Annotated in this window: 18 protein-coding genes and 1 tRNA gene; 13 read left to right on the top strand and 6 right to left on the bottom strand. The window is 68.7% G+C overall.

Annotation, left to right across the window (positions count from 1 at the left end):
• Positions 1-4: 4 nt before the first annotated feature.
• The gene (gene gltB / locus AC2YG9_RS07085; protein ID WP_487297249.1) at positions 5-4,546 is read left to right on the top strand and encodes a glutamate synthase large subunit; all 4,542 of its coding nucleotides are present in this window, start codon (positions 5-7) and stop codon (positions 4,544-4,546) included.
• 161 nt (positions 4,547-4,707) lie between these two features.
• Positions 4,708-5,868: an aspartyl/asparaginyl beta-hydroxylase domain-containing protein gene (locus AC2YG9_RS07080; RefSeq protein WP_487297248.1), complete on the top strand. Its 1,161-nt coding sequence runs from the start codon at positions 4,708-4,710 to the stop codon at positions 5,866-5,868.
• A 209-nt stretch (positions 5,869-6,077) separates the two neighbouring features.
• Here the strand turns inward: AC2YG9_RS07080 and AC2YG9_RS07075 are convergent, their stop codons facing one another.
• A complete protein-coding gene (locus AC2YG9_RS07075) occupies positions 6,078-7,226 on the bottom strand; it encodes a citrate synthase (protein WP_487297247.1) in 1,149 nt (382 codons plus the stop codon).
• An 82-nt stretch (positions 7,227-7,308) separates the two neighbouring features.
• On the opposite strand from AC2YG9_RS07075, the gene AC2YG9_RS07070 reads away from it, so the two are divergent.
• The 4 genes from AC2YG9_RS07070 to queG all read left to right on the top strand — a co-directional run bounded on the left by AC2YG9_RS07070 (position 7,309) and on the right by queG (position 11,344).
• A complete protein-coding gene (locus AC2YG9_RS07070; RefSeq protein ID WP_487297246.1) occupies positions 7,309-8,394 on the top strand; it encodes a citrate synthase/methylcitrate synthase in 1,086 nt (361 codons plus the stop codon).
• Positions 8,395-8,486: 92 nt separating this feature from the next.
• Positions 8,487-9,173 (top strand): FtsZ-binding protein FzlA, encoded by a 687-nt coding sequence (fzlA, locus tag AC2YG9_RS07065; protein ID WP_487297245.1) that lies wholly within the window; start codon positions 8,487-8,489, stop codon positions 9,171-9,173.
• 39 nt (positions 9,174-9,212) lie between these two features.
• Entirely contained in the window at positions 9,213-10,259 is a 1,047-nt protein-coding gene (locus AC2YG9_RS07060) for a hypothetical protein (RefSeq protein ID WP_487297244.1), read from the top strand.
• Positions 10,256-11,344: a tRNA epoxyqueuosine(34) reductase QueG gene (queG, locus tag AC2YG9_RS07055; RefSeq protein ID WP_487297243.1), complete on the top strand. Its 1,089-nt coding sequence runs from the start codon at positions 10,256-10,258 to the stop codon at positions 11,342-11,344. The genes AC2YG9_RS07060 and queG overlap by 4 nt, the downstream gene beginning before the upstream one ends.
• On the opposite strand, the gene AC2YG9_RS07050 is transcribed toward queG, so the two are convergent.
• The gene (locus tag AC2YG9_RS07050) at positions 11,341-12,297 is read right to left on the bottom strand and encodes a complex I NDUFA9 subunit family protein (RefSeq protein WP_487297540.1); all 957 of its coding nucleotides are present in this window, start codon (positions 12,295-12,297) and stop codon (positions 11,341-11,343) included. The two genes, queG and AC2YG9_RS07050, sit on opposite strands and share 4 nt — an antisense overlap.
• A gap of 224 nt (positions 12,298-12,521) precedes the next feature.
• On the opposite strand from AC2YG9_RS07050, the gene AC2YG9_RS07045 reads away from it, so the two are divergent.
• The 5 genes from AC2YG9_RS07045 (at position 12,522) to lptB (ending at position 15,224) form a co-directional block, all read left to right on the top strand.
• Positions 12,522-12,608, top strand: a tRNA-Leu gene (locus AC2YG9_RS07045).
• A 66-nt stretch (positions 12,609-12,674) separates the two neighbouring features.
• The gene (locus AC2YG9_RS07040; RefSeq protein WP_487297242.1) at positions 12,675-13,292 is read left to right on the top strand and encodes a ribonuclease D; all 618 of its coding nucleotides are present in this window, start codon (positions 12,675-12,677) and stop codon (positions 13,290-13,292) included.
• Positions 13,293-13,314: 22 nt separating this feature from the next.
• Positions 13,315-13,923: an LPS export ABC transporter periplasmic protein LptC gene (lptC, locus tag AC2YG9_RS07035; RefSeq protein ID WP_487297241.1), complete on the top strand. Its 609-nt coding sequence runs from the start codon at positions 13,315-13,317 to the stop codon at positions 13,921-13,923.
• An 8-nt stretch (positions 13,924-13,931) separates the two neighbouring features.
• A complete protein-coding gene (locus AC2YG9_RS07030) occupies positions 13,932-14,450 on the top strand; it encodes an LptA/OstA family protein (protein WP_487297240.1) in 519 nt (172 codons plus the stop codon).
• Positions 14,451-14,453: 3 nt separating this feature from the next.
• Positions 14,454-15,224: an LPS export ABC transporter ATP-binding protein gene (gene lptB / locus AC2YG9_RS07025; RefSeq protein ID WP_487297239.1), complete on the top strand. Its 771-nt coding sequence runs from the start codon at positions 14,454-14,456 to the stop codon at positions 15,222-15,224.
• Positions 15,225-15,438: 214 nt separating this feature from the next.
• Here lptB and AC2YG9_RS07020 read toward each other — a convergent pair whose 3' ends face one another.
• The 3 genes from AC2YG9_RS07020 to AC2YG9_RS07010 are packed head-to-tail and all read right to left on the bottom strand — an operon-like array spanning position 15,439 to position 16,620.
• Positions 15,439-15,855 carry an SWIM zinc finger family protein gene (locus tag AC2YG9_RS07020; RefSeq protein ID WP_487297238.1) on the bottom strand — a complete coding sequence of 139 codons (417 nt, stop codon included), beginning with the start codon at positions 15,853-15,855 and terminating at the stop codon, positions 15,439-15,441.
• Positions 15,856-15,877: 22 nt separating this feature from the next.
• Positions 15,878-16,219 carry a hypothetical protein gene (locus AC2YG9_RS07015; RefSeq protein ID WP_487297237.1) on the bottom strand — a complete coding sequence of 114 codons (342 nt, stop codon included), beginning with the start codon at positions 16,217-16,219 and terminating at the stop codon, positions 15,878-15,880.
• Complete coding sequence (locus AC2YG9_RS07010) at positions 16,216-16,620, bottom strand: metallopeptidase family protein (protein WP_487297236.1); 405 nt, start codon at positions 16,618-16,620, stop codon at positions 16,216-16,218. The genes AC2YG9_RS07015 and AC2YG9_RS07010 overlap by 4 nt, the downstream gene beginning before the upstream one ends.
• A 101-nt stretch (positions 16,621-16,721) precedes the next feature.
• Here AC2YG9_RS07010 and AC2YG9_RS07005 point away from each other — a divergent pair, with 101 nt between their 5' ends.
• Positions 16,722-19,040 (top strand): sensor histidine kinase, encoded by a 2,319-nt coding sequence (locus AC2YG9_RS07005; RefSeq protein WP_487297235.1) that lies wholly within the window; start codon positions 16,722-16,724, stop codon positions 19,038-19,040.
• A gap of 61 nt (positions 19,041-19,101) precedes the next feature.
• Positions 19,102-19,545 carry an ExbD/TolR family protein gene (locus AC2YG9_RS07000; RefSeq protein WP_487297234.1) on the top strand — a complete coding sequence of 148 codons (444 nt, stop codon included), beginning with the start codon at positions 19,102-19,104 and terminating at the stop codon, positions 19,543-19,545.
• A gap of 158 nt (positions 19,546-19,703) precedes the next feature.
• Here AC2YG9_RS07000 and AC2YG9_RS06995 read toward each other — a convergent pair whose 3' ends face one another.
• Positions 19,704-20,024 carry a 2Fe-2S iron-sulfur cluster-binding protein gene (locus tag AC2YG9_RS06995; RefSeq protein WP_487297233.1) on the bottom strand — a complete coding sequence of 107 codons (321 nt, stop codon included), beginning with the start codon at positions 20,022-20,024 and terminating at the stop codon, positions 19,704-19,706.
• Between the last annotated feature and the right edge of the window lie 22 nt (positions 20,025-20,046).

Here is a 20,046-nt window from a genome sequence, read left to right as displayed (position 1 = left end):
GATCATGTCCGACGTCCTCGACCTCTATTATCGCAACCGTCAGCTGCTGATCGACGGCAACGCCTACGACCCGTCCATGGAGCGCGACTCCTGTGGCGTCGGCCTGGTCTGCGCCATCGATGGCCAGCCGCGCCGCGAGATCGTCGAGCTGGCGATCAAGGCGCTGAAGGCGGTCTGGCACCGGGGCGCCGTCGACGCCGACGGCAAGACCGGCGACGGGGCCGGCATTCTGCTCAGCGTGCCTCAGGCCTTCTTCCAGGAGCAGGTGGCGGGCACCGGCCACGCCCTGCGGCCCGGCCCGATCGCCGTCGGCCAGGTCTTCCTGCCGCGCACCGATCTGGGGGCTCAGGAAGCGGCGCGGACCATCGTCGAGAGCGAGGCCCTGCGGTTCGGCTTCTACATCTACGGCTGGCGCCAGGTGCCGGTCGACACCTCGGTGATCGGCGAGAAGGCCAACGCCACCCGCCCCGAGATCGAACAGATCATGCTGTCCCCGCCGCCCGGCATGGACGGCGAGGCCCTGGAACGCGCCCTGTTCCTGGCCCGCAAGCGGATCGAGAAGCGGGTCGCTCAGGCGGCGATCCAGGACTTCTACCTGTGCTCGCTGTCGGCCCGGTCGCTGATCTACAAGGGCATGTTCCTGGCCGAGAGCATCGACGCCTTCTACCCCGACCTGCGCGACGAGCGGTTCGAGGCGGCGGTGGCCATCTTCCATCAGCGCTACTCGACCAACACCTTCCCGCAATGGCGCCTGGCCCAGCCGTTCCGCATGCTGGCCCACAATGGAGAGATCAACACCATCAAGGGCAACATCAACTGGATGAAGAGTCACGAGATCCGCATGGCCGCCCAGGCCTTCGGAGACTTCGGCGACGACATCAAGCCGGTGGTGCAGCCGGGAGGCAGCGACAGCGCGGCGCTGGACAACACCTTCGAGGTCCTGGTCCGCGCTGGCCGCGATGCGCCGATGGCCAAGGCCCTGCTGGTGCCGGAGGCCTGGAACGCCAAGTCCGACGAGGCGATGAAGCCCGAGCACAAGGCGCTCTACAGCTACTGCAACGCGGTGATGGAGCCGTGGGACGGGCCGGCGGCGCTGTGCGCCACGGACGGGCGCTGGGTGGTGGCTGGCAAGGACCGCAACGGTCTGCGCCCCCTGCGCGCCGCCTTGACCGATGACGGTCTGCTGATCGTCGGTTCGGAAGCGGGCATGTGCGGCGTGCCGGACGAGCGGATCAGCCGCAAGCTGACCATTCATCCCGGACGGATGATCGCCATCGATCTGGCCGAGGGCCGGATGTTCGGCGAGGAAGAGATCGTCGACGAACTGGCCATGCGCCATCCCTACAAGGACTGGCTGGGCAACATGGTCGATCTCGAAAAGGAGATCGGGCCGGGGCCGGAAGAGCGGCTGTGCAAGGACCGCGAGGAGCTGACCCGCCGGCAGACGGCGGCCGGCTATTCGCTCGAGGACCTGGAGATGGTGCTCGCCCCCATGGTCGAGGACGCCAAGGAGGCGGTCGGCTCGATGGGCGACGACGCCCCCCTGGCCGTGCTCAGCGACAAGTACCGCCCGCTCAGCCACTTCTTCCGGCAGAACTTCAGCCAGGTGACCAACCCGCCGATCGATCCCTTGCGGGAGACCGGCGTCATGAGCCTGAAGACGCGGTTCAAGAACCTCGGCAACATCCTGGCCCAGGACGAGGCCCAGACCGACGTCTACGTCCTCGAGAGCCCGGTGCTGACCACGGGCATGTACGACCGGATTCTGGGGTACATCGCCGGCAAGAACCTGGCCGTCATCGACTGCACCATGCCGCTGCCGGCGGCCGAGGCGCGGGCCGGCGATGCGCTGCGGGCGGGCCTCGACCGGATCAAGGCGGAAGCGGAAGACGCGGCCCTGCGCGGCTGCTCGACCATCGTCCTGACCGACACCGAAAGTGGGCCGGCGCGGGTCGGCCTGCCGATGATCCTCGCGACCGCCGGGGTGCATGCCCACCTGGTGGCCAAGGGCCTTCGGTCCTACGTGTCGATCATCGTGCGCTCGGCCGAGTGCATGGATACCCACTACTTCGCCGTCCTGGTCGGGGTCGGCGCCACGGCGGTCAACGCCTGGCTGGCGCAGGAGAGCTTCCAGGATCGGCTGGAGCGGGGCCTGGCCGGGGACCTTTCGCTGCGCGACGTCTGCGTGAACTTCAAGACGGCCATCGAACAGGGCCTGCTGAAGATCATCTCGAAGATGGGGATCGCCGTGATCTCCAGCTATCGCGGCGGCTACAACTTCGAGGCCATGGGCCTGTCGCGCTCGCTGGCGGCGGAGTTCTTCCCCGGCATGCCCTCGCGCATCAGCGGCATCGGCCTGGCCGGCATCGAGGCCAAGACGGTGGACATCCATCGCCGCGCCTGGGAGCCGGCGGCCATCGCCCTGCCGGTCGGCGGTTTCTACAAGGCCCGCCGCTCGGGCGAGAGCCACGCCTTCGAGGCGCGGCTGATCCACACCCTGCAGGCGGCCTGCGACAGCGGCGACTACGAGGCCTACAAGCGTTGGTCGGCGGGCCTGCATCGACAGAAGGCCAGCCAGCCGCGCCACCTGCTCGACTTCCGCAAAGGGCGGACCGCCGTCGAGCTCGACGAGGTCGAGAGCGTCAACGAGATCAGGAAGCGCTTCCTGACCCCCGGCATGAGCCTGGGGGCCCTGAGCCCCGAGGCGCACGGCGCCCTGAACATCGCCATGAACCGCATCGGGGCCAAGTCGGTCTCGGGCGAGGGCGGCGAGGACCGGGCCCGCTACCGGCCGCTGCCCAACGGCGACAACCCCAACAGCGCCGTCAAGCAGATCGCCTCGGGCCGGTTCGGCGTCACCGCCGAGTACCTGAACGAATGCCGCGAGATCGAGATCAAGGTCGCCCAGGGCGCCAAGCCCGGCGAGGGCGGCCAGCTGCCTGGCTTCAAGGTCACCGAGCTGATCGCCAAGCTGCGTCACTCGACGCCGGGCGTCATGCTGATCAGTCCGCCGCCTCACCACGACATCTATTCGATCGAGGACCTGGCCCAGCTCATCTACGACCTCAAGCAGATCAACCCCGACGCCCGGGTGACGGTGAAGCTGGTCTCGATGACCGGCATCGGGGCCATCGCGGCCGGGGTTGCCAAGGCGAAAGCCGACGTCATCCTGATCGCCGGCAACGTCGGCGGCACGGGGGCCTCGCCCCAGACCTCGATCAAGTATGCGGGCTCGCCCTGGGAGCTGGGGCTGTCCGAGGCCAACCAGGTGCTGACGCTGAACAACCTGCGCCACCATGTGACCCTGCGCACCGACGGGGGCCTGCGCACCGGCCGCGACGTCGTCATGGCCGCCATGCTCGGGGCCGAGGAGTTCGGCATCGGCACGGCGTCCCTGGTCGCCATGGGCTGCATCATGGTGCGGCAGTGCCATTCGAACACCTGCCCGGTCGGGGTCTGCACCCAGGACGAAGACCTGCGCCAGAAGTTCACCGGCACGCCGGAAAAGGTGATCAACCTCTTCACCTTTATTGCCGAGGAGGTCCGCGAAATCCTCAGTGAGCTGGGCTTCCGCTCGCTGTTGGAGGTCGTCGGCCGCACCGACCTGCTGGCCCAGGTCAGCCGGGGCGGCGAGCACCTCGACGACCTTGATCTGAACCCGCTGCTGGTCCGCGCCGATCCGGGCAGCAACCCGCCCTATTCGACGGTGCAGGGCCGCAACGCGGTGCCCGACACCCTCGACGCCCAGATCGTCCGCGACGCCGCCCCGCTGCTGCAGCGCGGCGAGAAGATGCAGCTGACCTACACGGTGCGGAACACGGCCCGGGCCATCGGCTCGCGTATCTCCAGCCACATCGTGCGCAAGTTCGGGATGAGCGCCCTGCCGGCCGGCCACCTGACCGTCGAGCTCAAGGGCTCGGCCGGCCAGAGCCTCGGCGCCTTCGCGGTGCGCGGCCTGCGCATCGTGCTGACCGGCGAGGCCAACGACTACGTCGGCAAGGGCCTGTCTGGCGCCACCATCGTCATCAAGCCCTCGCGCCACCTGGTGGCGCCGGAGACCAACGTCATCCTCGGCAACACCGTCCTGTACGGCGCGACCAGCGGCAAGCTGTTCGCGGCGGGTCAGGCGGGCGAGCGGTTCGCGGTGCGCAACAGCGGCGCCACGGCGGTGGTCGAGGGCGTCGGGTCGAACGGCCTCGAATACATGACCGGCGGGACGGCGGTGATCCTCGGACCGGTCGGCGAAAACTTCGCGGCCGGGATGACCGGCGGCATGGCCTTCGTGCTCGACCTGTCGGACCGCTTCCGGGGTTGCGTGAACCCCGACAGCGTCGTGGTCCAGCGCCTGGCCTCGCCCTATTGGGAAGAGGTTCTGCGCAAGCTGGTCCGCGAGCATGCCCACGAGACCGGTTCAGCTTTCGCCGAGGGCCTGCTGCGCGACTGGGAGCGGACCAAGGGCCTGTTCTGGCAGGTTTGCCCCAAGGAGATGCTGGGCCGGATCGACCATCCCCTGGCGGCGGAAGAGGCGGTTCACGAGCGCGCCTGAGGGCGCCTCGAAAAACGACAGTTCGCTGAGCGCGTTCAGCAGATCGAACGCCGTTCCGCGACATCCTGTCGCAGCATTACCGTTTTGTCATGATGGGTGTCGCCGCTTCCCTGTCGGCCAGCTAACCCTTGGTGATGGGTGTTGGGGTTCAGGGCGTAACAATGACAGCGGCGGGGGCCGATCTGGTCAATCAGGCGATGGCCGCCTTGCAACGCCGCGACTCCGCGTTGGCGTTGAGCCTGCTTGGCAAGGCGCGCGACCAGGCGCCGGACGACCTCGAAATCCTGATGAACATCGCCCTGGCCCAGCGGGTCAGCGGCGACCTGCGCGCCGCGATCGGCAGCCTCGACCGGGTGTTGATGGCCGACCCTTACCACTTCATGGCCCTGCTCTCGAAGGCGGCGCTGGTCGAACAGCTGTCGGGGCCGAAGGCCGCCGCGCCGGTCTACAGGAACGTGCTGAAGATCGCCCCGCCGGCCGACCGCCTGCCGCCCGGCGTCGCCGCGCCGTTGGCCCGGGCCCGGACCGTGGTCGACCAGCACAATGACAGCCTGGCGCAGCATCTCGACGCCCGGGTGGCCGAGGTGCGCGGGCGGCACGGCAATCAGAGCCTGGGCCGCTTCGACGAGGCGCTGCAGATCCTGTCCGGGCGCAAGCGCGCCTATGTCTCCGAGCCGATCGACTTCCACTATCCGCAGCTGCCGGCGGTGCCCTTCTTCGACCGATCCCACTTCCCCTGGTTCCCGGAGCTGGAGGCGGCGACGGACATGATCCGGTGCGAGCTGGAAGCCGCCCTGGCCGCCGCCGACGCCGACTTCGCCCCCTACATCGACTATCCGGCCGGGGCGCCGGTCAACCAGTGGGCGGAGCTCAACAAGTCTCGCCGCTGGCGGTCGCTGTGGCTGTGGCGGGATGGGGTCAAGCAGGACGGCGCCTGCAAACAGTGCCCGAAGACGGCGGAGCTGCTCTCGCGGCTGCCGATGTGCGACCAGCAGGGCTATGCCCCGACGGCGCTGTTCTCCGCGCTGGAGGCGAAGACCCACATCCCGCCGCACACGGGATCGACCAACGCCCGGCTGCTGGTCCACCTGCCGCTGATCCTGCCGGGGCCGGCGCGGTTCCGGGTGGGCAACGAGATGCGCACCTGGCGCATGGGCGAGGCCTGGGCCTTCGACGACACCATCGAGCATGAGGCGTGGAACGACGCCGACCAGCTGCGGGTGATCCTGATCTTCGACATCTGGAACCCGCTGCTCAGCGACGCGGAGCGCGACCTGGTGACGGCGATGATGCTGGCCAAGCAGGATTTTTACGCCAGCTAGGGCGCCCGGGGTTGGTCTCTCAAGCTCTCCGCCCTTTGGGCGGAGGACCGCTTTCGAGCCTAAGCGAGAAAGCAGGAGGCGGGCCCACCGGCGGCGGGGAGGTTCCTCCTGACACAGGGGTTCCCCCCTCCTGCTTTGTCACTCGCGCTCCAAAGCCGTCCTCCCCCCACTTCGTGGGGGGAGAGCATAAATTTCCGCGTCTGCTTTGATCAGCCGCCGACGGCGGGACCGACGTACCGCGCCCGCGGCCGGATCAACCGTCCGCCTGACCCCTCCTCCACCGCGTGCGCGATCCAGCCCGCCGAGCGCGCCACCGCAAACAGCAGGAACGGCGCGTCTTGCGGCAGGCCCAGGGCCTCGGCCATGGCGACCAGGGCGAAGTCGATGTTGGCGCGTTCGCCGGTACCCGATTCCACGGCGTCGAGCAGGGCCGCCAGATCGTCCGTGGGCGGGCAGGCGCTCAGCAGGGCTTCGGCCCGGGGATCGCCTTCCGGATAAAGCGGGTGGCCGAAGCCGGGGGTCGGGGCGGCGCGGGCCAGGCGGCCCTCGACAGTGGCGGCGGGGCCGATGCGGCGGGATTCCTCGACCAGGTTCCAGACGCGGGCCGCCATGCCGCCGTGCAGGGGGCCGGAGAGGGCGCACAGACCGGCCAGCGCCGCCGCCGACAGGCCGGCGCCGGTCGATGCGGCGACGCGGGCGGCGAAGGTCGAGGCGTTGAGTTCGTGGTCGGCCAGTAGGACCAGGGCCCGGCGGATGGCGTCGGCGGCTGGCGGTTGGCCCCAGGCGGCGGCGAGGCGGTCGTGGATGGGGCCGGTCTTGAGGTCGCCGCAGACGGCGTCGGCGACCAGATCGAGCAGGCCGGCGCCCTCGATGGCCAGGGCGAGTGGCGCGCGGCCCCGGGCCGGGGGCTCGGCGGCGGCGCGGGCGGCCAGGGCCGCGAACAGCCGGGCGCGGCCGTCGGGCAGGGCCGGGGGAACGAGGCGCTCCTGGACCTTGAGCACCGCGCCATGGCCGCCGCGCAGCAGGCGGGCGACAGCTTCCAGGGTCTGGGTTTCCGCCAGCTGGGCGGCGTCGCGGCCCCGGTACCAGAGGCGGCCGCCCGAGATGGTGGTGATGGCGCTGGCCAGCACCGGCTCGCCCCAGGCGATGGCCGATTGGGCCACGGCCGAGGCCTTGCGGCCGCGCGCCCGGCGGTCGGTCAGGGCCCCGATGTCGGCGGCGCGGTAGAGGCTGCGGCGCGGGTCGACCGGATCGGGGCGGGCGTCGACCCGGCCCCGGCTGACATAGGCATAGAGGGTCTGCGACCGCACGCCGAGGCGCTGCAGCGCGGTTTCGCGGTCGATCCAGTCGGCTGACATTGATTATATTGATCAAGATTGACGTTGATCAACATTGGGCCGATTTCGCGTCTCACACAAGATGAATGAAGGGGATCAACATATGTCCGACGGTCTCGAAGACGTCGTCGCCGCCCGCACCGTCCTGTCCGATGTCGATGGCAAGGCCGGGCGCCTTGTCATCCGGGGCTGGACCCTGGACCAGCTGGCCGGAACCACCCGCTATGAAGAGGTGGTGCGGCTGCTGTTCGATGGCTTCTATGAGGATCTGCCCGACGATCTGACCGCCGCCCTCGGACGGGCCCGCGTCGAGGTGTTCAACGAGGTGCAGGCGGTCGATGACGGTCTGCTGGCGCTCGGACCCGTCGAGGCCATGCGGGCCCTGACCGCGCGGTTGGCCGACGGAGACGACCTGGCCACGGCCTTGCGGCTGATCGCGGCGCCGGCGGTGTTTACCCCGGCCATCGTCCGGCTGCAGGCGGGTGATGCGCCGGTCGCGCCCGACCCTTCGCTGGGCCATGCGGCCGACATCCTGCGCATGCTGCACGGCAAGACGCCGCCGGCCGGCCATCCCGAGGCGCTGGACGCCTATCTGGTCACTGTCTGCGACCATGGGCTCAATGCTTCCACGTTCGCGGCCAGGGTCGTGGCCTCGACCCGCGCCGGCCTGACCAGCGCCGTGCTGGCCGGGATTTCGGCCCTCAAGGGGCCGCTGCACGGCGGGGCCCCCGGACCGGTGATCGAGATGCTCGACGCCATCGGCAGGCCGGAGAACGCCCGGCCCTGGATCGAGGCGGCGCTGGATCGCGGTGAGCGGCTGATGGGGTTCGGCCACCGGGTCTACCGGGTGCGCGATCCCCGGGCCGATGCGCTCAAGGGCGCGGTGCGGCGGCTGTCGGAAGAGAGCAACCGGCTACCCGGCCGCCTGGCCTTCGCCGAGGCGGTTGAAGCGGCGGCGCTGGCCATCCTCAAGGAGCACCGGCCGAACCGTCCGCTGGACGTCAATGTCGAGTTCTTCACCGCCCTGCTGCTCGAGGCGCTGGCCTTTCCGCCGGCCACCTTCACCGGCGTCTTCGCCATGGGCCGCACGGCGGGCTGGCTGGCCCATGCGCGGGAACAGCTGGCGGGTGGGCGGCTGATCCGGCCGCAGTCGGAATATGTGGGCCCCACGCCGCGTATCGCGGCGTGATCCAAAGGAAGAATGGGCCGCGAATAGCCCCGTAGTAAACGACGCGTTAATCCGAATGGGCGCAATGCGGGGCAACTGGTTAAGTTGTCCCCATGAGCGTCGAACGCACTCTCTACCACTTCCCCCTCGACCCGGCCTCGCGCCAGGTGCGCCTGGCGCTGGGCGAAAAGCGGCTGGCGTTCAGCGATGTGGTGGTCCGCTACTGGGAAGGCCCCGAGGAGCTTCTGGCCCTCAACCCCTCGGGCGTGCCGCCGGTGCTGGTCGAGGTGACCGCCGGGGTGCGGGTGGTGGTCTGCGAGGCCCGCGCCATCCTCGAGCATCTCGAAGAGGTCTATCCCGAGCCTCCATTGTTGGGCCGCGAGATCGCCGAGCGGGCCGAGGCGCGCCGCATCGTCCAGTGGTTCGACCGCAAGTTCGACTTCGAAGTCGCCGGCCTGCTGCTGCACGAGAAGATGGAGAAGCGGCTGCTGCGCCTGGGCGCGCCGGCTCTGGCCAACCTGCGGGCCGGGCGCGACGGGTTGAAGCTGCATCTGCAGTATCTGGAAAGCCTGCTGCGCGAGCGGGACTGGCTGGCCGGCAAACGGGTGTCGCTGGCCGACTTCGCCGCCGCCGCCTACCTGTCGGTGATCGACTATTTCGGCGACGTGCCCTGGCGGGACTTTCCCGCCGCCAAGACCTGGTACATGAAGCTGAAGTCCAGGCCGTGCTTCAGGCCGCTGTTGGCCGATCGCTGGCCGGGCCTCGCGCCCGCCGGTCACTACGACGACCTGGATTTCTAGAAGCGTCCCTTCCCGGGGCGCCGGGGGGGAGTTCTGGCGATGCGTGTTCTGAAGCTCATTCTGGCGGCGGCCCTGATCGCCGCGCCCGTCACCGCCACCCCGGCCATGGCCGCGCCGCCGCCGGTCAACAAGGTCGATACCGAGGCCGAGGTCCGCAAGGTGCTGGGCGACATCATCGCCTGGTCCGGCGGCTACAACCAGCTGATCAGCGAAAGCAACAACTTCACCTTCGAAATGATCGACATCGTCGGCCAGGTGGTGGAGGAGGGCCGAACCGGCGACGAAGGCCGGGCCTGGATGACCGCGTGGCTGGCCAAGGCCGATGCCGAGATCGCCCGCCAGCGCACGGCCCTGGCCGCCTTGCCGCCTTTGCCCGCCGAGCTGGAGCGCCGCTATGGCACCCTGGGTGCGGCCGCCCAGCGCCAGATCGAGGGCTTCAAGACCCTTCCACGCATCACCAAGGGGGTCATCGACGCGTCCGACACCTTGCTGAACCGCCTGCGGCCTCAGCTGCTCAAGGCGGCGTCTGGGGATGTCGAGGCCAAGTTGGCGGTCGCTCGCCAGACCGTGGCCGGCACCCGCCTGGCGCTGCAGAACGAAAACGCCATGCTCGATATCTCCATCGTCATGGCCAACCGGCCCGATCATCCCCAGGTCGGCCTGTCGAAGGCGGCGAAGGCGGCCAATGAGGCCTGCATCCTCGCCCTGCAGTACATGGAGGCCCTGGCCAACGGCGAGACCCCCGACCCGGTCGCCACCGGCAAGGCCATGCAGGCCCAGGTGGCCATCGGCCGCGCCGAGGCCCGGAAAATCTGGCCCAACGCCCAGAAGATCAAGGCGGAGTACGCCACCACCCTGCCGGCCGGCGCCTTCAAGAATGCCTTCAACACGGCCCTGGACAGCTTCGAGGAAAGCGGACGCGTCGAGTTGGCCATCGCCGACCTGCTGGGCGTGATGGCCGACAAGCTGGCGGCGGGCGATCCCGAGCTTGACGCCGACGGCACGGGCTTCGCGGGGATCGAGCCTCTGGTCGATCAGCGGACGGCGCTCTATCGCAAGCGGACCAATCTCTTCAAGACGCAATGACCCCGGACGACATCCGCAAACGGGCGCGGGCCCTGGGCTTCGACGTTTGCGGGTTCGCTTCGGCGGCCGACGCCTGGCCGGCCGGCGCCCGGCTGGCCCGGTTCGTCGAGGCCGGGCGCCATGGCGACATGGCCTGGATGGAAGAGACGCTGGAACGTCGGGCCCATCCGACCGGCATGTGGCCGGAGGCGAGGAGCGCCGTCGTTGTCGGCATGACCTATGGGCCTGACAGCGATCCGCTGGAGGGGCTGGCGCGGCGGTCGAACGGGCTGATCAGCGCCTATGCGCGGGGCGACGACTATCACGGCCTGATCAAGGGGCGGCTGAAGAACCTCGGCGGCTGGATCAAGGCCAGGTTCGGCGGCGAGGTGAAGGTGTTCGTCGACACCGCGCCCTTGATGGAAAAGCCGCTGGCGGAACGGGCGGGGCTGGGCTGGCAGGGCAAGCACACCAACCTGGTGTCGCGGGACCTGGGCAGCTGGCTGTTTCTGGGCTCGGTGCTGACCAGCATCGACCTGCCGCTCGATGCGCCGGGCGAGGATGCCTGCGGGACCTGCCGGGCCTGTCTCGATATCTGCCCGACAAACGCGTTCCCCGCGCCCTACCAGCTCGATGCCCGGCGCTGCATCTCCTACCTGACCATCGAGCATGAAGGGCCGATCGATCCGGCGCTGCGGCCGGCGCTGGGCAACCGGATCTACGGCTGCGACGACTGCCTGGCGGTCTGCCCGTGGAACAAGTTCGCGCTCGAGGCCCGGGAGATGGGGCTGAAGGCCCGGCCCGAGCTGGAGGAGCCCTCGCTGGCGATGCTGGCGGGCCTGGACGAGCGGGGTTTCCGGCGGCTGTTCCGCAAGAGCGCGGTGACGCGGATAGGCCGCGACCGGCTGGTGCGCAACGTGCTCTACGCGGCCGGGAACAGCGGCGATGCGGCCCTGGTCGCCGTGGTCGAAGGGCTGCTCACCGACGCCAGCCCGGTGGTCCGCGGGGCGGCCGTCTGGGCGCTCAGGCGTCTGGCGCCGGACCGGGCCCTGGCCCTGGGTCCGGGGACGGAAGGCGATCCGTCGGTGCTCGCAGAGTGGACCTAGTAGGCGCCTTCGGGCGTCTCGGCGTACTGGCCGCCCTTGCGGTAGCGGTAGAGGTAGGCCGGGACGACCGCCTCGATGGACTTGGGCGTGATGCCGAAGGCAGCGAGGCCTTCGCCGGTCGCCACATTGTCGGTGCGCAAGAGTTCGACCTGGTCCGAGGTGATCGGCGGGGCGATGACCATGCCCGCCACATCGCCCGCCAAGCCCATCAGGCCGGCGATCGGGAAGGGCAGCGGGACGAGGACGCGCTTGCGGCCGGTCTCGGTGCAGACGAAGGCCATAAGTTGCTTGAAGTCGTAGACCGTCGGACCGCCGAGCTCGACCGTCTGGCCGGCGAAGGCCTCGCTGACCGCGGCCTGGGCGATGGCGGCGGCCAGGTCGCCGACGTAGATGGGCTGGAATTTGGTGTGCCCGCCGCCGATCAGCGGCAGGGCCGGGCTGAGCGCGGCCATCTGGCCGAAGCGGTTGAAGAAGTCGTCCTCGGGGCCGAAGACGATCGACGGGCGGACAATGACGGCGTCCGGGAAGACCTCGCGCACGGCCGCTTCACCCTCGGCCTTGGTGCGGGCGTACTTCGACGCGCTGTCGGCATCGGCGCCGATGGCCGACATCTGCACGAAGCGCCTGGCTCCGGCGGCCTTCGCCGCCTCGGCGACATTGCGGGCGCCCATGCCGTGGACGGCCAGGAAGCGCTGGCGGCCGCTCTCGCGCAGGATGCCGACCAGGTTGATCACAGCTTCAGCGCCCTCGACGGCCCGGGCGATGGAGGCGCCGTCACGGATGTTGGCCTGGACCACCTCGATCTGGCCGACGTCGCCCAGCATGCGCAGGCGATAGCCGCGACCCGGCTGGCGCGCCGCCGCCCGCACCCGCAGGCCCTTTTTGGCCAGGGCGCGAACCACCTGCCGGCCGATGAAACCGGTGCCGCCGAAAACCGTGACCAGACCTTGCATGGCGCTGAGTATCCCCAAAGCATGGCCGGCAAAGCCGGTCATGCTGGCTATTTAAAGTTGGGCCGCGCCCGGACGCCGAACCGGTGTCCACTTCGGCTGGTCACGGCCCCCACTGCGGCGGGCTTAGACGAGCCTGAAGATAATCGCAATCTCGGCATTGACCCCGCCGAAAGCCTGCCGTAATGAGCGCGCCTTCGCGGCCATCCCACAAGGATGCCTAGCGAGCCCAGGTGGCGGAATTGGTAGACGCGCTGGCTTCAGGTGCCAGTGACTTAACGGTCGTGGAGGTTCGAGTCCTCTCCTGGGCACCACCCCTTCTCTCTTAGTCTCGCAGGCCTCAGCCTTTATGGTATGACGCCCGGATAGAGAGAGACACTTTGGCCAATCATCTTCACATCGGCGACCTGCCCGCCGGCCTGTTCGCGGGCGCCACCTCCGTCGCCGTCGATTCCGAGACCCTGGGCCTGCGCTTCCGGCGCGATCCCCTCTGCCTGGTGCAGATCAGCGCTGGCGACGGCGACGCCCATATGGTCCAGCTGAACCGCGAGACTTACGACGCGCCCAACCTCAAGGCCCTGCTGACCGATCCGGCGGTGACCAAGATCTTCCACTTCGGCCGCTTCGACATCGCCATGTTCGAACTGCACCTGGGGGTCATCACCACCCCGGTCTGGTGCACCAAGATCGCCAGCAAGCTGGCGCGCACCTACACCGACCGCCATGGCCTCAAGGACGTGGTCAAGGAGACGGTCGGGGTCGATCTCTCCAAGGCCCAGCAGTCGAGCGACTGGGGCGCCGCGGCCCTGACGCCGGAACAGCTGGCCTATGCCGCCAGCGATGTTCTTTATCTGCACGCCGCCAAAGCCAAGCTGGAGATGATGCTGGCCCGGGAAGGCCGCACGGCGCTGGCCCAGGCCTGTTTCGACTTCCTGCCGGCCCGCTGCACGCTTGATCTGGCCGGCTGGGAAGACATCGACATCTTCGCTCACAGCTGAATCGTCCCTATCTAGGAACCCGATGACCGCCGCAGCCGCCACCATCCCCCACAGCCGCATGGATGCCTGGCGCCGCCGCTCGGCCATCATCCGCGTGCTGCGCTGGTTCCTGCCGGCGTTGATGGGGGCCCTGGTCATCGCCCTGGCGGGCTATTTTACCTGGAGCTCCATCCAGGCGCCCAATCAGTTGCCCAAGGTCACCCAGACCGAGATCAAGCTGGTCGGCGCCCGCTTCATGGGCCGCATGGCCGACGGCCGCAGCTTCCTGATCGGGGCCGGCTCGGCCCGGCGCAGCGATACGCTTATGCAGGAAGTCATCCTGACCGACCCGATCCTCAACCTGGGCGGCGAGACCGGCGCCCCGGCCCGGATGACGGCCAAGCAGGGTATCTATGACGAGAAGACCCGCATCCTGCGTCTGAGCGGCGATGTCCGCATCGATAACGGCAAGGGTCAACGTATCGCCACGAACGACAGCATAATCGACACCCGGACAGGCAAGATCAGCGGCCAGCAGGGCATTTCCGGCGACGGCCCGCTTGGTCAGGTTCAGTCAAACGCCTATGAGGTGGACCGGGAGACCGGACGCGTCATCATGAAGGGCCGGGTCCGGGCCCGAATCGAGAAATAAGGCAGACCATGCGCAAGGTTCATGTGATGGCGGCGGCGAGCGCCCTGGCAGCGACGCTGGCGATGGCGGGCGCCGCCTTTGCCCAGATCGCGCCCCGTTCCAACGCCCCGCTCGATATCGCGGCCGACCAGACCGAGACCTTCACCGAAGAGTGCCGCTCGGTCTGGAAGGGTGATGTCGAGGCCATGCAGGCCAAGACCCGCCTGCGCGCCCAGACGGTGAACGTCTACGGGGCCAAACGCGGCGACGGCTGCGGCGAGACCGAGAAGCTGGTCGCCGAGGGCGACGTCTTCTACGTCCAGCCCGACCGCCGCATCCGCGCCCGGCATGCTGTCTACACCGCCCGTGACGAAACGATCGTCCTGACCGGCGATGTCATCGTCATCCAGGGCGAGAACGTCGCCCGCGCCGAGCGGGTGATCATCAACCTGAAGACCGGCCAGTCGCAGCTGTTCGCCGGGACCAAGGGCCGCGGCAGCAAGAACCGCGTCCGCGCCGTCCTCTTCCCGAGTGGCAAGTCGCAATAGGCCATGAAGGACGTCTCGCAGGACAAGGTGAAGGGCGGCGGCGCCGGGCTCGTCATCGAGAACCTCGGCAAGCGCTTCGGTGATCGCCAGGTCGTCAAGAACGTCTCCCTGCGCCTGGAACGCGGCGAGGTCGCCGGCCTGCTGGGTCCCAACGGCGCGGGCAAGACCACCTGCTTCTACATGGTCACTGGTCTGATCCCGGTCGACCACGGCCGCATCCTGCTGGACGGGGCCGACATCACCGCCCTGCCGATGTACCAGCGCGCCCGCCTCGGCGTCGGCTACCTGCCGCAGGAAGCCAGCATCTTCCGGGGGCTGACGGTCGAGCAGAACGTCATGGCCGTGGTCGAAATGCGCATCCCGGACCGAGACCAGGCCCGCAAAACCACCACAGAACTGCTGGAAGAGCTGCGCATCGAACACCTGCGCGCGGCGCCGGCCATTTCGCTGTCGGGCGGTGAGCGCCGCCGGGTCGAAATCGCCCGGGCCCTGGCCTCCGAGCCGGCCTTCATGCTGCTCGACGAGCCCTTCGCCGGCATCGACCCCCTGGCCATTGCCGACATCCGCGAGGTCATCGGCTACCTCAAAGGTCGGGGCATCGGCATCCTGATCACCGACCACAACGTCCGTGAGACGCTCGACATCATCGACCGCGCCTCGATCATCCACGCCGGCGAGGTGCTGTTCGAAGGCTCTCCGAAGGAGATCATCGACGATCCGGAAGTGCGGCGGGTCTACCTGGGCGAGCGCTTCGGCCAGCCGGTGAACGTTTAGCGTCCGGCCTGATGGTTGGGGGGGGCCGTCCCCACCCCCGCGCTACCGTCATCCTGGGCCTTGTGCCCAGGATCCCGCTGTCCGCTATCTCTCGCGGTGGGGTGGAGGCGCGGCCGCGCCTCCAAGGCATGGGCTTGTCGCAGCTGAACCCGGGATCCTAGGGACAAGCCCTAGGATGACGGTAGCAGGGTGGAGAGCGCGGTGGGAAAAACGCCTAACCCTCAAGCTCTTTCAACAGCGCCGGATCGCGACGCGCCCGCAGGGCCAGGTCGTCGGCGTCGTCGCGGCCTTCCATGTCCAGCATGTCGCGCAGGCGGGGGATGCGCTGGGCTGCGTCCTTGAGGTCGGTGTCATCGACCGAATTGGCCTTCAGCGCCGTCGCCACCACGTGTTTGCAGATCAGCTTCGAGTCCTCGAAGTCCGGACAACTACACACCGCATCCCGGCCGTCGGCCTTCTTCATCTCGACCACATAGGCGATGCCGCGCTCGCCCATGACATGGGCCAGAACCCCGCCGGGGCCATAGTCGACCAGCTCCACCCAGCCGTGGCCGAAGTAGTTCTCGCCGCGCATCACCCGGGCCTCGGGGACGCCGTCGGTCAGGGCGGGGATGTCGAACAGCTGGCTCATGCAGCGATTCTAGCCGATTCGTTCACGGTTTGATCAAGGCGATAGCGCCCAAACAGGCCAAGCCGGTGAATGCGACATACATCAAGGGTGGAATCCAATTCGCCAGACCCAGCAGGAAGCGAAGAGCCGGGTCATCCGAGAAAGTCTGGCTCGGCGTGAAGATGTCTGTGTAGTCGGGCCCTTGGTAATCCCTGAAGGACCACTCGACCTTGAATGGCTCTGGCTTTCGGGAATGAAGCTTGCCAGACCTAATCAACGTGTTCTCGCGCAGTCGAACGGCAGTAGGCAGCAGACCGAAGATCGCGGTCGCCAAGGCGGCCGGGCCGATGGCCACGATTGCGAAGAGGGCGACTGCCGGACTCAATCCTCGTCCTCAACCCGGTGCATGTCGTCATCGCTGAGCCCGAAATGGTGGCCGATCTCATGCACCAGCACATGGGTGATCAGCTCGCCAAGGGTGACATCGCCGCGCTCGGCCCATTCGTCGAGGATCGGCCGGCGGTAGAGGAAGATGCGGGGCGGCAAGGGGCTGGGGTCGAACACCGAGCGCTCGGTGAGGTCGACGCCGTGGTAGAGGCCGGTCAGCTCGAAGGCGTCCTCGATGCCCAGCGCTTCAAGCGTTTCGTCGTCCGCATAGTCGTCGATGCGGACGATCGCTTCCTTCGCCAGACCCCGGAACGGTTCCGGCAGGCCGTCGAACGCGGTCTGCGCCAGCAGGGCGAAATCGTCCAACGAGGGGGCGGAGGCGTTGGTCCAGTCGGTCATTGAAGTGATATGGCTGGCCCTGCGCCCATTCGCCAGCGGCCTGTTCGCCCGAAGCAGGGTACTGACGTAGGCTCAACAGTGATTCGAGGGGCTATTTCGCTTTGGGTCCATCCGACCTGATCCTCGCGGCGGCGACCGGTTCGGTCAGTCTGGCGATCTGCGCGACCCTGTGGGCGGTGGCCCAACGCAGGGCCGGTGACGCACGCGCCAGATCCCTCGAGACCCGGATCGAACAGCTGACGGCCGGGGCCCAGGCCGCGCGGGCGTCCGCTGAAGCCTTCGACTGCGCCCTGGTGGTCGTCGACGAGGGTGTGGCCCGATTGGCCTCCGGCGAAGAGGCCCTGGCTGCCTGCGCCGCCGCGTTCGACCTCGAGGACGATGATCCGCAAGGCTTGATGGAGGCGATGATCGGCGCCGACGCCGATCATGCCCGCCGCCTGCGCGCCCTGACTGAAAAGGGCGAGGCCTGCGCCTTCGAGGCCCGGGGGCCGTTCGGGGCCGTCTCGGTCGAGGGGCGCGCCGCCGGGGCCCAGGCCTGGCTGCGGCTGACCGCGCTCGCCGCCGGTGAGGCCGCCCTGCCGACCGCCGCTCGCCTGGCGTCCTTCCTCGATGGTCAGGGCGACCCGGCCTGGATCGCCGCCGCCGACGGGTCGGTGCAATGGGCCAACAAGCTGTGGCTCGAGGCCGTCGGGGCCGAGGGCCTGGCCGACGCCGTCGCCCGCAAGCTGACCCTCGATCCGGAGGCCGACGCCCTGGCCCGCGAGGCGGCCGAGAGCGGCGAGCGCCGCGAGACCGTCAAACGCATCACCCTGGGAGGCCGTCGCCGGGCCCTGAAGGTGCGGGCCGCCCCTCTGGAAGGCGGCGATGTCGCCATGTCGGCCCGCGACCTGACCGAGGCCGAGGACGTCCGCGAGGCGCTGAAACGTCACGTCGCCGCCCACGACGAGACGCTGAACCATATCGCCGAGGCGGTCGCCATCTTCACCCGCGACCGCCGCCTGGCCTTCCACAACACCGCCTTTGCCCAGCTGTGGAGCCTGGAGCCGGCCTGGCTGGCCGAGACGCCCACGCACGGCGAGATCCTCGACCGGTTGCGCCAGCGCCGCCGCCTGCCCGAGACGGTCGACTACGCCGGCTGGAAGGCCAATGAACTGGCCCGCTACGAGTCGCTGAAAGCCCAGCCCGACGACCTCTGGAGCCTGCCCGACGGCCGCACCCTGCGGGTCGTGCACCAGCCCCACCCGCTGGGCGGGGTGCTGCTGCTGTTCAGCGACATCACCGACGAGCTGAAACTCAAGTCCCGATACAACGCCTTCATCCAGGTGCAGCAGGCGACGCTCGACAAGCTCAACGACGCCGTCGCCGTGTTCGGCTCCGACGGCCTGATGCGGCTGCACAACGACGCCTTCGCCCAGTTCTGGAATATCCCGGCCGCCGACCTCGAGGGGGCGATGGATTTCGAGGGCGTCGTCGAGCGCTGCCTGCCGCGCCTGCATGACGCGGTCTTCTGGTCCGAGCTCAAGGGCCGCATCGCCGACCCTGATCCCAAGGCCCGGGCCCCGGCCTCGGGCGAGGCCCGCACCAGCGACAGCCGCATCGTCGCCTGGCAGTCGCGGCCGCTGCCCGACGGCGCCACCCTGATCGCCTTCGCCGACGTTACCGACACCCGCCGGCTGGAAAGCGCCCTGGCCGACCGCGAGAATGCCCTGGCCGAGGCCGAGCGGCTGAAGCGCGAGTTCGTCGGCAACGTCTCCTACGAACTGCGCACCCCGTTGACGACGATCATCGGCTACAGCGAGCTGCTCGAGCGCATGGGTGACGCCCTACCCGAGCGGGCGAGGGGCCATCTGGCCGCCGTGCGCACCGCGGGGGCCCAGCTGGGCCGCTCCATCGACGACGTCCTCGACATCGCCGCCATCGACTCGGGCGAGATCGCCCTGGAAGTCGCCGACGTTCGGGTCTGCGAACTACTGAACGAAACCGCCGAGCGCTGGAGCCGCCATGCCGAGTCCGGCCAGATCGAGCTGATCGTCGACTGCGAGGACGAGGTCGGCCTGATCCGGGGCGATCCCAAACGCTTCGCCCAGGTCCTTGACCATCTCGTGGAAAACGGCGTCCGCCAGACCCCGCCGCAGGGCAAGGTTACCCTGACCGCCCGCCGGGCGCTGGGCGAGGTGCGGATCAGCGTCGCCGACACCGGCCGGGGCATCCCCTTCCACGTCCAGGCCCACATCTTCGACCGCTTCGTCGGGCGGGACCGTGGCGGGCCGGGCCTTGGCCTGGCGCTGGTCAAGTCGCTGGTCGAGCTGCACGGAGGCTGGGTGGCCCTGGAAAGCGAACCCGGGGCCGGGGCGGTGTTCACCTGCCATCTGCCCGAGGCGGCGCAGATCGAAACCGGCCAGCGGGAGCTGGGGCTCTAAAGCCTATTTACAACTATAAAATATTACGCTCTTAATCTCATATCGATGGGAGGAAGAGCTTATGGCCGCCAAACTCGCCGGAGCCGGTTCAGGCCGGTTCTCGATCGACCAGAACGCCGACATCAACGTCACGCCGTTTGTCGACATCATGCTGGTGCTGCTGATTATCTTCATGGTCGCCGCCCCGATGGCGACGGTGTCGATCGCGGTCGATCTGCCGGTGGCCAATCCGCCGCAGAAGGCCCAGCCGCCGAAGCTGACCATCGTCTCGCTGCAGAAGAGCGGGGCGGTCTACATCGGCGACACCCCGACCAGCCTGGCGGCGCTGCCGTCGGCCCTGCCGGTATCGATGCGCAACAACGGCATCGCCGGCCTGCCGCAGGCGCAGCGGATCGTCGTCCGGGCCGACGCGGAGGTGAAGTACGAGCAGTTCATGGGCGTGGTGAACGCCCTGCAGGATGGCGGCTTCTACAAGATCGACCTGATGGCCGAAGACATCCGATAGAGACCGCCGATCAATCCGCGCGCGGATTGATCCGAGACCCGGTGGCTGGATGCGCCTGGCGCATCCAGCTGCGGAAGACCGGGTCCCTCGCAGCCGCGGGGGGATGGGGCTCACGGCGCTGGAAGCGTACCCGCCGGCGTCGTGGGCCCTGTCAAACCTTAGTGCTGGCTTTCCGGCATCCGGACGACCAGGCCGTCCAGCTCGTCGCTGACCTTGATCTGGCAGGAGAGGCGGCTGTTGTCCTCGACGTTCTCGGCGAAGTCGAGCATCGACTCTTCCATGGCCGACTTCTCGCCGGTCTTGCCGGCCCAGGCGGCGTCGACATAGACGTGGCAGGTGGCGCAGGCGCAGGCCCCGCCGCAGTCGGCGTCGATGCCGGGGACGTTGTTCTTGATCGCCCCCTCCATGACGGACATGCCGTTCTTCACCTCGATGGTGTGTTCGGTGCCGTCGTGCTCGACGTAGGTAACCTTGGCCATACGCTCCCCTTGGACCTTCTTC

Source organism: Caulobacter sp. SRI_014 (assembly GCF_057586315.1).
Note: the sequence above shows the minus strand (reverse complement) of the source record. Positions and strands in the feature narration are given on the sequence as shown.